Source organism: Bordetella genomosp. 6 (assembly GCF_002119705.1).
Taxonomy (GTDB): domain Bacteria; phylum Pseudomonadota; class Gammaproteobacteria; order Burkholderiales; family Burkholderiaceae_B; genus Bordetella; species Bordetella bronchiseptica_F.
This window is the reverse complement of the sequence record NZ_CP021107.1, coordinates 2,066,727-2,078,666: the sequence shown is the minus strand read 5'-3', so window position 1 is coordinate 2,078,666 and position 11,940 is coordinate 2,066,727. Positions and strand designations below refer to the sequence as shown.

Annotated in this window: 9 protein-coding genes; 1 reads left to right on the top strand and 8 read right to left on the bottom strand. The window is 69.6% G+C overall.

Annotation, left to right across the window (positions count from 1 at the left end; translation table 11 throughout):
* Nucleotides 1-2: 2 nt before the first annotated feature.
* Nucleotides 3-503, bottom strand: coding sequence for a Dps family protein (locus tag CAL11_RS09750; protein ID WP_033466321.1), 501 nt, complete (start codon nucleotides 501-503; stop codon nucleotides 3-5).
* A gap of 131 nt (nucleotides 504-634) precedes the next feature.
* Entirely contained in the window at nucleotides 635-2,149 is a 1,515-nt protein-coding gene (locus CAL11_RS09745) for a CoA-acylating methylmalonate-semialdehyde dehydrogenase (RefSeq protein WP_086092786.1), read from the bottom strand.
* 137 nt (nucleotides 2,150-2,286) lie between these two features.
* On the opposite strand from CAL11_RS09745, the gene CAL11_RS09740 reads away from it, so the two are divergent.
* Nucleotides 2,287-3,174, top strand: coding sequence for a LysR family transcriptional regulator (locus tag CAL11_RS09740; protein ID WP_086094545.1), 888 nt, complete (start codon nucleotides 2,287-2,289; stop codon nucleotides 3,172-3,174).
* Nucleotides 3,175-3,178: 4 nt separating this feature from the next.
* Here the strand turns inward: CAL11_RS09740 and CAL11_RS09735 are convergent, their stop codons facing one another.
* From CAL11_RS09735 to CAL11_RS09710, 6 genes are all read right to left on the bottom strand, one after another.
* Nucleotides 3,179-4,132, bottom strand: coding sequence for a LysR substrate-binding domain-containing protein (locus tag CAL11_RS09735; protein WP_033466314.1), 954 nt, complete (start codon nucleotides 4,130-4,132; stop codon nucleotides 3,179-3,181).
* 51 nt (nucleotides 4,133-4,183) lie between these two features.
* Nucleotides 4,184-6,181, bottom strand: coding sequence for an ATP-dependent DNA helicase RecG (gene recG, locus CAL11_RS09730; RefSeq protein ID WP_244172952.1), 1,998 nt, complete (start codon nucleotides 6,179-6,181; stop codon nucleotides 4,184-4,186).
* Nucleotides 6,182-6,289: 108 nt separating this feature from the next.
* Nucleotides 6,290-6,676, bottom strand: coding sequence for a Rid family detoxifying hydrolase (locus CAL11_RS09725; protein WP_033466310.1), 387 nt, complete (start codon nucleotides 6,674-6,676; stop codon nucleotides 6,290-6,292).
* 176 nt (nucleotides 6,677-6,852) lie between these two features.
* Nucleotides 6,853-9,636 (bottom strand): autotransporter outer membrane beta-barrel domain-containing protein, encoded by a 2,784-nt coding sequence (locus CAL11_RS09720; protein ID WP_279629044.1) that lies wholly within the window; start codon nucleotides 9,634-9,636, stop codon nucleotides 6,853-6,855.
* Between the two features lie 226 nt (nucleotides 9,637-9,862).
* Nucleotides 9,863-10,666: a 2,5-didehydrogluconate reductase DkgB gene (dkgB, locus tag CAL11_RS09715; protein WP_086092783.1), complete on the bottom strand. Its 804-nt coding sequence runs from the start codon at nucleotides 10,664-10,666 to the stop codon at nucleotides 9,863-9,865.
* A gap of 79 nt (nucleotides 10,667-10,745) precedes the next feature.
* Nucleotides 10,746-11,909, bottom strand: coding sequence for an MFS transporter (locus tag CAL11_RS09710; protein WP_068926004.1), 1,164 nt, complete (start codon nucleotides 11,907-11,909; stop codon nucleotides 10,746-10,748).
* Nucleotides 11,910-11,940: the final 31 nt, after the last annotated feature.

The window sequence follows — 11,940 nt, the reverse complement described above, 5'->3', positions numbered from 1 at the left end:
TGCTACTGCAGCAGGCTGCGCAGCATCCAGGCGTTCTTCTCGTGCACGTCCAGCCGCTGCGTGAGCAGGTCGGCGGTCGGCTGGTCATTGGCCGCGTCGGCCTTGTCGAAGGCCGCGCGCGCCGTCTTGGCCACCGCTTCGTTGCCCTTGACCAGCATGCGCACCATCTCCAGCGCGTCGGGCACCGAATCGGGCTCGGCGATCGACGACAGCTTGGCGTACTCGCGATACGTGCCCGGCGCGTAATGGCCCAGCGCGCGGATACGCTCGGCGATGCTGTCCAGCGCATTCCACGCTTCGGTGTACTGCGTCATGAACATGTTGTGCAGCGTATTGAACAGCGGCCCGGTCACGTTCCAATGGAAGTTGTGCGTCATCAGGTACAGGGTATACGAGTCGGCCAGCAGCTTGGACAGTTCGCCGGTGATGGCAGCGCGGTCCTTGTCGGAAATGCCGATATTGATACGCGGCGCGGCGCTGCTGTTCTTGGTCGGTTTTGCCATGTAGTGCTCCTTGTCCAGGGGATGGAAACACGTCAAGAATACCACCGAGGGACGTAACAAGGCAGCCCCGTCGGCCGCGCCGACACGAGCCGCGGCCGGCCCCGCGCGCCCCCGGCGGCGCCGGCTCGGGCTCAGCCCGAACGGGGCATGGCAAACGACATGCCGGCCGCCTTGGCGGCCCAGCGCTGCATCACGCTCTTCTGGCGCGTGTAGAAACGCACGCCCTCTTCGCCGTACACGTGCAGGTCGCCGAACAGCGACTGCTTCCAGCCGCCGAAGCCCTGCCAGGCCGCCGGCACGGGGATGGGCACGTTCACGCCCACCATGCCCACCTCGATGCCCTGCACGAAGGCGCGCGCGGCCGTGCCGCTATCGGTGTACAGGCTGACGCCGTTGGCGAAATCATGGCCGTTGATCAGGTCGATGGCCTGCTCCAGCGTATCCACGTGCACGCACGCCAGCACCGGGCCGAAGATCTCCTCGCGATAGATGCGCATGGAGGGCTGGACCCGGTCGAACACCGTCGGCCCCAGCCAATAGCCGTTCCCGCAGCCCTCGCCGCAGTCGGCCGCGGCGATCTCCCGGCCATCGAGCAGCAGGCTGGCGCCCTCGTCGACCCCCGAGGCGATATACGCGGCGATACGGTCGCGCGCCGCGGCGCTCACGATGGCGCCCATCTCGGCGTCCTCCTGCATGCCGCGGCGCACCTTCAGCGCGCGCGCCTTGTGCAGGATGCGCGGCATGACCGCCTCGGACGCGCCGCCCACGAATACCGCTACCGAGATCGCCATGCAGCGCTCGCCCGCGCTGCCGAACGCCGCGCCCACCAGCGCATCGGCGGCGCCCTCCGGATCGGCGTCCGGCATCACCACCAGATGGTTCTTGGCGCCGCCCAGGGCCTGCACGCGCTTGCCCTCGCGGGCGCTGCGCTCATAGATCTGACGCGCCACCGCGGTCGATCCGACGAAAGAGACGGCCTTGACGTCGGGATGGTCGATCAAGGCATTGACGGCCTGCACGCCGCCCTGCACCACGCTGGCCACGCCCGCCGGCAGGCCTGCCTGGTCCAGCATCTCGGCCAGCGCCAGCGACGGCGATGCGTCCAGCGGGCTGGGCTTGAGCACGAACGCATTGCCGGTGGCCAGCGCCATCGGCATCATCCACAAGGGAACCATCACCGGGAAATTGAACGGCGTGATGCCCGCCACCACGCCGAGCGGTTCGCGCTGCACCCAGTTGTCGATCCCCCCGCCCACATTGACGGACATGGCGCCCTTCATGAGCTCGGGCGCGCCGCAGGCGAACTCGACCACTTCGATACCGCGCATGACTTCGCCGCGCGCATCCGAGATCACCTTGCCGTGCTCGCGCGAAATCATGCGCGCCAGCGCTTCCCGGTTGTCTTCGAGCAAGGCCAGGAAACGGTTGAGCACCCGGGCCCGATGCAGCGGGCTCCTGGCGGCCCAGGCCGGCTGCGCCGCACGGGCCGCCGCGACGGCGCGCGCCACCGTATCGCCGCCGCCCAGCCCCACCCGCGCCACCACCTCGCCGGTGGCCGGGTCATGAATGTCCTGCAGCCCGTGTTCGGCGCCGTGCGCGGCCTGTCCGCCGATCCAATGCGCCACCTGCGCGGTCTGATTCGCCATGCTTCGCTCCCACTGAGAAAGAAGCCTCAGTCTAGGAAAAGGACGCCGCCCCAGTAATCCCTTATAGTTGGAAAGACTGTTTATCTGGTTAAACAATAATGAGCGCCCCCATCTTCGACCGCCTGGCCGACCTCAAAATGCTGGCCGTACTGGCCGACACGCGCAGCTTTACCGCCGCCGCCCAGCGCCTGGGCATCTCCAAGTCCCTGATCAGCCTGCGCATGAAGGCCCTGGAGCAGGAGCTGGGCGTCAGCCTGCTGCTGCGCACGACCCGCTCGGTGCGCCCGACCGAAGCCGGCGCCCTGCTGGTCGAACGGGCCGGCCCGGCGCTGGACACCCTGGAGGACAGCCTGGGCGAAGTGCGCAATCTCACCCGCGCGCCGCGCGGCCGCTTGCGCCTGACCGCCCCCGTGGCGTTGGGCCGTCAGCACCTGGGTAGCCTGCTGGCGCGCCTGGGGCAGCAATTCCCGGACATCGCGCTGGAAGTCTATCTATCGGACCGCTTCGTCAACCTGCGGCAGGAGGGGTTCGACTTCGCCCTCAGGCACGCAGACCAGGTCTCCGATGCCTACGTGAGCAAGCGCCTGTGCGCCACCCGCGCCCGCCTGGTGGCCAGCCCCGCGTATCTCGCCCGCCATGGGCGCCCCGCGCATCCTGCCGAACTGGCCCGCCATCGCTGCCTGCTGTACCGCGGCGACGAGCGCAGCCCGCAGTGGTCGTTCGCCCCCAGGCAGGGGCGCGGCCCGGCCGTGCACGTCAAGCCGGTGGACTGCCTGAGCGTCAACAACAGCGAACTGCTGCGCGAAGGCGCGGCCCATGGCCTGGGCATCGCCATGGTGCCGGACTTCAGCCTGGGCGATTGCGCGGACCTGGAGCCGGTGCTGCCGCAGTGGGACTGCTATGCCGGCTTCGGCCGCTCGCTCTACCTGCTCAAGCCGTTCTCGGCCACGCCCACCGAAGCGCACCGCGTGGTCGAGCAGGCCCTGGCCGAGCATTTCCGGCCAGGCTTCGCCACGCCGGCCTGAGCCCTCATTCGACCTGCGTGCTGGCGGCTTCTTCGTTGAGCATGCGCACGCCCGGCAGGCCACACGCATACACCGCCTGGGCAAGCGCTTCGATGGCCGCCAGGCGCGGAAAACTGCGCCGCCACGCCAGCACGACGCGGCGCTCGGGCGTCTCGCCGTCGAACGGCAGGTAGCGCAACAGGCTCTTGGGCTGCGGCGGGTTCGGCACCGCGGTGAACGGCAGCACCGTCACCCCGATCCCGGCCGCCACCATGTGGCGGATGGTCTCCAGCGACGAGCCTTCGAAGGTGCGCTGGATGCCGTCGCTGGAAGCGGAAAAGCGCGACAACTCCGGACAGACTTCCAGCACCTGGTCGCGGAAGCAGTGGCCGCTGCCCAGCAGGAGCATGGTCTGCTGCTTGAGGTCCTGCGCGTCGATGGCCTTGCGCTGCGCCCATTCGTGGTCCTGCGGCACGGCCACCACGAACGGCTCGTCGTACAGCGGCTGCATGACCAGGCCGGCCTCGGGCAACGGCAAGGCCATGATGGCGCAATCGATCTCGCCCTGGCGCAGCAGCTCGACCAGCCGCACCGTGAAGTTCTCCTGCAGCAGCAAGGGCATCTGCGGCGTACGCGCGATCTGCTCGGGCACCAGGCGTGGCAGCAGGTACGGGCCGATGGTGTGGATCACGCCCACCCGCAGCGGTCCGGCCAGCGGATCATGGCCCTGGCGGGCGATCTCCTTGATGCTGGCGCTTTCCTCCAGCACTTTCTGCGCCTGCGCCACGATGCGCTGGCCGATGGGCGTCACGCCGACCTCTGTGCCGCCACGCTCGAACAGGGTCACGCCCAGCTCGTCCTCCAGCTTGCGGATCGCCACCGACAGGGTCGGCTGGCTGACGAAACAGGCTTCGGCCGCACGGCCGAAATGGCGTTCGCGCGCCACCGCGACGATGTATTTGAGTTCGGTCAGTGTCATAGCGCCACTCGCTCCAGGTATGCCGCGCCGCCTCGTGTCGGCGCCGGCCCTTCAAGTACGTAGAAAATCCTCGCGCCCCCGCATCCAGCGCGCCAGGTGGGCGGCCACCGCCTCGGGATGCTTGGCGCGCAGCCACACCGCCGCCTCGCGCGCCTGCTCGGCGATGGCCACGTCGGCCTCCAGGTCGGCAAAACGCAACAAGGCCAGGCCGGACTGGCGCGTGCCGAGGAATTCGCCCGGCCCGCGTTGCTCCAGGTCGCGCCGCGCGATCTCGAATCCGTCGCTGGTCTCGAACATCGCGCGCAGCCGCTGGCGCGCCACCTGCGACAACGGCGCCTGGTACAGCAGCACGCAGATCGACTCGGCGGTGCCGCGTCCGACCCGGCCGCGCAACTGGTGCAGCTGCGCCAGCCCGAAACGCTCGGCATGTTCGATGACCATCAGCGACGCGTTCGGCACGTCGACCCCGACTTCGATGACCGTGGTGGCCACCAGCAGGTCGATCTCGCCCTCGCGAAACGCGCGCATCACCTCGGCCTTCTCGGCCTGCGGCAGGCGCCCGTGGACCAGGCCGATGCGCAGGTCGGGCAAGGCGGCGCGCATCGCCTCGTGGGTGTCGACCGCCGTCTGCAGCTCCAGCGCCTCGCTTTCCTCCACCAGCGGACAAACCCAGTACGCCTGCCGTCCCTGGCGCGCCGCGTGCGCGATATGGCCGATGACCTCCTCGCGCCGGGCATCGGCCACCAGCTTGGTGACCACCGGCGTGCGGCCGGGCGGTAATTCGTCGATCACCGAAACGTCCAGGTCGGCGAAGAAGGTCATCGCCAGCGTGCGCGGGATGGGCGTGGCGCTCATGTTGAGCTGGTGCGGCACGATCACGCCGCGTCCGGTCTCTCCCTTGCGGCTCAGGGCCAGCCGCTGGCCCACGCCGAAACGGTGCTGCTCGTCGACGATGGAAAGGCCCAGCCGCTGGAACACGACGTGGTCCTGGATCAGCGCCTGCGTGCCGACCACCAGTTGCACGCTGCCGTCGGCCGCGGCGGCGGCGGCCTCGCGGCGCGCCTTGGCGCTGAGACTGCCGCTCAGCCACGCCACGGCCACGCCCAGCGGCTCCAGCCAGCCCACCAGCTTGCGGAAATGCTGTTCGGCCAGGATCTCGGTAGGCGCCATCAGCGCCACCTGGGCCCCGCGCGCAATGGCCTGCGCGGCGGCGATGGCCGCCACCACGGTCTTGCCGCTGCCCACGTCGCCCTGCAGCAGGCGGTGCATCGGATAAGGCTGCGCCAGGTCGGCGGCGATCTCGGCCACCACGCGCTGCTGCGCCCCGGTCAGCGCAAACGGCAAGGCCCGGTACAGGCGCGCCACCAGCCCGTCCTCGTCCTCGCTTGCCGGCAAGGGCTCGGCGCGCTTGACTCGGCGCGCCGCGCGCGCGGCGGCCAGCGACAGTTGCTGCGCCAGCAGTTCGTCGAACTTGATGCGGCGCCAGGCGGGATGGATGCGCTCCATCAGCTCGTGCTCGGCCGCATCCGGCGGCGGCGCGTGCAGCAGGCGCACGGCCGGCGCGAACTCGGCCAGGCCATAGCGCTGGCGCGCCTCCTCGGGCAAGGTATCGGAGAGATCGGCGCGCGCCAGCGCCTGACCGATGGCCTTGCGCAACGTGGGCTGCGGCAGGCCTTCGGTGCTGGGATAGACCGGCGTCAGCGACGCGGGCAATGGCTGGTCGGCGCTGCTCATGCGCGGGTGCACCATCTCGCGGCCGAACAATCCGCCGCGCACTTCGCCGCGCGCCCGCAGGCGCCGCCCCACCGTCAACTGCTTCTGCTGGCTGGGGTAGAAATTCAGCCAGCGCAACTGCAATTCGCCCGAGTCGTCGGCCAGTACGGCCGTCAGTTGCCGCCGCGGCCGGTACAGCACCTCGGCGCGCAGGATCTCGCCTTCGACCTGTGCGGCGAACCCCGGCCGCAAGGCAGACACCGGCGTCACGCGGGTCTCGTCCTCGTAGCGCAGTGGCAGGTGCAATACGAAATCCTCGGGCGCGACCAAGCCCAGATTATGGAGCTTGCGCTCGGTATCTGTGGGTCGGGCCGCGCCGCTGGCCTTGGCGGCCGGCTTGGACGCGGCAGGCGCGCCGTTACTGCTGATGGGCGGCTCCCGGCGTTACAGGACCAGCACCGCTTCCACTTCGAACTGCGCGCCCTTGGGCAGGCTGGCCACGCCTACCGTCGAGCGGGCCGGAAACGGCTGCGGGATCAGCTCGGCCATGATGGCGTTGGCGGCGGCGAACTTGTTCAGGTCCGTCAGGAACAGCGTCAGCTTGACAATGTCGTCCAGCGTGCCGCCCGCTTCCTTGATGACCGCCTGCATGTTGGCGAACGCCTGGCGCACCTGGGCGTCGAAATTCTCGGACACCAGGTCGCCGGTGCCCGGCTCCAGGCCGATCTGGCCCGACAGGTAGACCGTCCTGGTGCCGGTGGCGGCCACCGCCTGGGAATACGGGCCGACCGCGGCGGGCGCGGCGTCGGTATGAATGATCTGCTTGCTCATGGGGGCAGTCCTCGTGATAGGGAACATCGACTATCGGAGTTTAATCAGCAATAGGCATTTGCGAAAGTGGCTCGCCCTCAACCATTTGGACGAGCCTCGCGCGCCATTGCGCCATGAGCGAATGGTACAGAGGGCGGGCGGCGGCCGGCAATGCGCGCCCGCCATGGCTGGCCGGCTTACCAAGCGTAGCGGTAACCCAGCTGCACGGTCCACGGCAGGCTGAGCCTGGGCCCGTGCGAGTACTCGTACGATGCGTACAGATTGTGGCCCTTGCCCAGCGCGGCCGCCACGCCCAACCCCAGTTCGACCCGGCCCGCGCCCAGGTCGGTACGGTGCGCGATACCGTTGGTGCGCACCGTGCTCACGCCCTTGAGCTCCTGCACCCAGCTCAACCGCGCGTAGGGCTGCACCACCGCGCCGCCGCGCAGATCGAAGCGGCGTCCGGCTTGGGCGCCCAGCCGCGCCTGCAGCGACGTGCCGCCGTCATCCTCGATACGCAAGCCATTGCTGGCCCTGTACGTACCGCCGCCAGCGCGGAACCACGCCAGCTCGGCCTGCGGCTCGACGAACCAGTGCCGGCCCAGCGCCAGGCGCCGACCGGCTTCCAGCGTCATGCCCACGCCGTTGGCGCGGTAGCTGCCGGACACGGTGCGCCCCCCGCCCGGCCGGGCAACGTCGAACGTATTCTCGAAGCGGCTGGCGCGCAACGTGGCATCGGCGTATACGCCGTTGGTGCCGATGTAGGTGGCATAGCCGCCCACATGCACGCTGTCGGTGTGGCCCTTGCCCTGGCCGGCAAATCCGCGCCGGGCGCGCGTATAGCCTAGCAATCCACCCGCGTGCCAACGGCCGCCGGCCACTAGCCAGGCCTGGTCGGCGCCCATTTCGATGCCGCTGACGTCTTGCTGGAAATGTCGTCCCGCACGCGGACCGATGCGCTGGCGCTGGCTGAACGCCCGTCCCCAGGCGCCGCCGGCGTCCGGATTCAGGCGCAACTCGCCCATGCGCTTGCCCAATGCGTTGGCTTCGGCGTACCACAGCCCCTGCGGCGCGCCCAGCCCGCCGGTGTCCAGCGCCGCGGCGGCGGTGGCCGAATACCCCGTCCTGACCAGCCCCCAGGCGCCGTCCGGCTGTTGCGCCAGCCCGTAGCGATAGGTGCCGAAGTCGGCCCTGCCGTCGCGGTCGTCCAGCTCGAAACTGGCCGCGCTATCGGCCGGTGCGCGCACCAGCACGGCCTGCGCCTTGCCCGGCTCGGCGCCCGCCGGCGCGCGCACCCGCACGCGATGCCGCCCTTCGGCCTGTCCGGTCACCACCAGTTGATCGGCATGCTCCAGCCTGGCGTCCGCGTGCATCTCGAACGATCCGGCGCCCGCCAGCGTGCGCAGCGTCAGCGTTTGAAACCCCGGCCCGGCCGTATCGCCGAACACGACGGCCGCGCCGGGCTCCATGCTCAAATCGCCCACGCTGGACGCCGCGCTCATCCGCCATTGGCCGCCCGCGCCCAGTACCAGCCTGTCGAGCGACTGGGTCGCGCCATGCCACTGCGCGCCGTCGGCCACATCGAGTTCGAGCCGCGCCTGTTCCAGCCCGACGCGCAAGCCCGGCGGAACCTGCATTCCGAATGCATCCTTTTGCGGCGCATCTTCGGGCGCGCGCACGACATCGCCTTGCGCGACCGCCGCATCGCGCAGGACCAGCCGCACCGGTATCGGCGTGGTCTGGCGCAGCAGCTGCGCGCCACCCACACTGGCCCCGCGCTGCACGGTCACCGTCACCCCGGGCATCATGTCGTTCGGCGCGACGGCCCCGCGCCCCAGGAAAATCCGCGCGGCCCCCAGCAGGTCATCGTATTTTCCCGTGGAAAGCGCCGGCCCCTGCTCGGCGTACAACGTGCCGCCCGCGATGCTGAGCGTGCCGGCGATCAGTTCGGCTGCGGGCGCGGCCTCCGCAAGAACCTGAACGCCATCCAGGCTCGCCTGTCCGCCCGCCAGCCGCAGCGCCGGGGACTCGACGCCGGCGGCCGAAATCGAACCGCCCGCGACGCGCAGCACGGGATCCGCGCGGACAGGCGGTTCGGACGAATCGGGCGCGGCATCGCCAGCCAGGGCCGAAACCAATTCGATGGCGGCAACCTGCTGCCTGCCTCGCGCGCTTACCTCCACGTCACGCAGTTGCGCCTCGGCGTCGCCATACAGATAGAGGGCATCGCCTTCGCTCGCCGCCAGCGTGCCGCCGCTCAGGTCGGCGCGTCCCTTGCTGCTCAGCAACAGACCAGCCTTGCCGCTGAACCGCGTGTTGTGTGCTATCAGTTCGCCGGCGCCATCCACCCTGCCCGCCCGTTTGCCCAGCACCTGCGCGTCGGTCAGTCTGGCCTTGGCGGCGTGGTCCATCGACAAGCCCTCGCCATCCAGACCCCGCACGATGCTGCGCACGATGTCGGCCTGGGCCGTATTGATCAAGCGCATGCCGCGCTCGCCTTCGACCAGGCTGTCGGCCATGCTCAGCGACGCCTGCTCGCCGGCAAGGCGCAAGGCCGCCGGCTGGCGCCCGTAGTATTGCGAACCGGAGCGGTAGCGATTGCGTATGGTCGAACCGCGCACGTTCAACGCGCCGGCCCGCACCATCACCGTGGCCCGCGGCTGATAGGTTGCATTCAGGCCGAGGTCGCCGCTGGAGCTGACCATCGCCTCTTCCAGCGACAGCGTTCCCCCGGGCTGGTTCAGCAGCACGGCCATGCCCCACATGCCGGTGGTTTCCACCGTCACCTTGCGCGCCACCCACGGCCCCGGATGGCCGGCCTGATCGTCGGCACCGCCAGCGGAAAGCGATATGCCGATCTCGCCCTGGCCCGTCTTCTTGATCGTGGCACCGGACCAATGGTCGGCGCGAAGCGGGGGCGCCCACATCAGCGCACCGCCCAGCGCTGCGGCGAGCACCGGCCGCGCGGCGCCCGCCACCATTCGGGCCGGCTGGAGGCGCCCGGCAACGGGCAGGGAAAACAACGGCAAGACAGACCTGAGCATGGCATCCTCTGACGAACGCTGCGTTCCCGACGCAGCACTCCGCGCAGTCTGCCAACCGCCCAGATGCGGACCTATCATCCCTTACCGTGACGCCTGGTGAAAAACCCTAACCGCTCGCCTGTCTTGCGAACAACCCTGGAACATTTCCCAGCACCCCGATCGCTCAGTCCCACACCGGGGCCAGACCCTCGGGATCGACCTCGCGGCCATTACGCTCCAGCGCGGCAATCCGCGCCATGTCATCGGCGTCCAGCGTCAGGCCGCGGGCCAGCAGGTTGCTCGCCAGATTCTCGCGCTTGGTCGAGGACGGGATCACCGCATACCCCAGCTGCAGGGCCCAGGCCAGCGCCACCTGCGCCACCGTCGACTGATGCTTGTCCGCGATCCGGGCCAGCACCGGATCCTTCAGCACCTTGCCGTAGGCCAGGGTCATATAGGAAGTCACGGCGATACCCTGCTCCTTGAGGAATGCCGTCAGCCTGGCGCTCTGCAGATAGGGGCTGAGTTCGATCTGGTTGGTGGCGATCTCGCCCTGCCCCACCGCCGCGACGGCCTGCCTGGTCAACGCGATATTGAAATTGGAGATACCGATCTGGCGCGCCAGGCCCAGCGCCTTGGCTTCGGCCAGCGCTTCCATGTATTCGGGCAGCGCCACGCCGTTGCCCGGCGCGGGCCAGTGGATCAGCGCCAGGTCCACATAGTCGCTGCGCAGCTTGTCCAGGCTGGCGCGCAGGCTGGGCACCAGCCTGGCCCGGGCGTAGTTGTCGGTCCAGATCTTGGTGGTCACGAACAGTTCGGAACGCGCCACGCCGCTTTCGGCAATGGCCTGGCCGACCTCGGCTTCGTTGCCGTAGATCTGCGCCGTGTCGACGGCGCGATAGCCCAGGTCGATGGCGTTGCGGACCGAGTCGATCACGGTCTGGCCGGTCAGGCGGAAGGTACCCACGCCAAAGGAAGGGATGCTCATTCGAAGACTCCTTGAATGCAGAACGGATGTGAAGGTGGAAATGAAGGTTGTCGACGGCTTGCCGGCGACGCCGGCCCGCTCAGGCGCCCTGCGCCACCCGGCGGCGGCCGGCATTGCCCAGCCAGACCAGGCCCAGGCCACCGGCGGCCAGCGCCGCGCCGACCAGGGGCACGGATGCATAGCCCAGGCCCTGGCCGATGGCCGCGCCGCCCAGCGCGGCGCCCAGCGCGTTGCCCAGGTTGAACGCGCCGACGTTGACCGACGAGGCCAGGCCCGGCGCCTGGGCCGCCGCCTGCATGACGCGCATCTGTACCGGCGGAACGATGCCGAAGGCCGCGGCCGCCCACACCACCAGCCCGATGGCCGCGCCCACATGGGTGGTCAGCAGCAGCGGCAGCAGCGCCATGATGACCGCGAGCAGCCCCAGGATCAGCTTGGTGGCGCCGTCGAGCGACCAGTCGGCCAGGCGACCGCCCAGCGTGTTGCCCAGCGTGAAGCCGATGCCGATCAGCACCAGGGCGAAGGCCACGAAGTTGGGGCTGGCGTGGGTCAGGTCGGCCAGGACCGGCGCCACATAGGTGTAGAGCGCGAACATGGCGCCGGCGCCCAGCACCGTGGTGCCCATGGCCAGCAGGACCGCGGGACGCGTGAGCACCCCCAGCTCGCGGCGCACGTCCGGACGCTTGCCGGGCTCGCCCTTGGGCAGCGCCAGCCACAGCGCGGCGATAGTGACCAGGCCCAGCGCCGCCGTCCCGCCGAAGGCAAGCCGCCAGCCCACCTGCTGCCCGATCCAGGTCGCCACCGGCACGCCGCCGATATTGGCCAGGGTCAGGCCCATGAACATCGCCGCGATGGCGCTGGCCTGTTTTTCGCGCGGCACGACGCTGGCAGCCACCACGGCCCCGATGCCGAAGAAGGCGCCGTGGTTGAGGCTGGTGATCAGGCGCGACAGCAGCAGGGTCGCGTAGCTGGGCGCGAACGCCGAGAGCAGGTTGCCGATGGTGAAGATCAGCATCAGCGACATCAGGGCCGCGCGCTTGCCGAAACGGGCAAACAGCAGGGTCATGACCGGCGCCCCGAGCATCACGCCCACCGCGTAGGCCGAGATCAGCATGCCCGCGGTCGGAATGCTTACCTGCACGCCGTCGGCGATGACGGGCAGCAGCCCCATCGGCGTGAACTCCGTGGTGCCGATGGCGAATGCGCCGGTGGCCAGGGCAAACAATGCGGCCGAGGATTTCATCGCCGCTTCTCCTTGAAAAAGTCCAATGGCG

What these genes read in the sequence shown, in the direction of transcription:
- CAL11_RS09725 (WP_033466310.1), bottom strand. Translation starts at nt 6,676, where the DNA reads ATGAGCAAGCAGATCATTCATACCGACGCCGCGCCCGCCGCGGTCGGC.
- CAL11_RS09735 (WP_033466314.1), bottom strand. Translation starts at nt 4,132, where the DNA reads ATGACACTGACCGAACTCAAATACATCGTCGCGGTGGCGCGCGAACGC.
- CAL11_RS09745 (WP_086092786.1), bottom strand. Translation starts at nt 2,149, where the DNA reads ATGGCGAATCAGACCGCGCAGGTGGCGCATTGGATCGGCGGACAGGCC.
- CAL11_RS09720 (WP_279629044.1), bottom strand. Translation starts at nt 9,636, where the DNA reads ATGGTGGCGGGCGCCGCGCGGCCGGTGCTCGCCGCAGCGCTGGGCGGT.
- CAL11_RS09740 (WP_086094545.1), top strand. Translation starts at nt 2,287, where the DNA reads ATGCTGGCCGTACTGGCCGACACGCGCAGCTTTACCGCCGCCGCCCAG.
- CAL11_RS09710 (WP_068926004.1), bottom strand. Translation starts at nt 11,909, where the DNA reads ATGAAATCCTCGGCCGCATTGTTTGCCCTGGCCACCGGCGCATTCGCC.
- dkgB (WP_086092783.1), bottom strand. Translation starts at nt 10,666, where the DNA reads ATGAGCATCCCTTCCTTTGGCGTGGGTACCTTCCGCCTGACCGGCCAG.
- CAL11_RS09750 (WP_033466321.1), bottom strand. Translation starts at nt 503, where the DNA reads ATGGCAAAACCGACCAAGAACAGCAGCGCCGCGCCGCGTATCAATATC.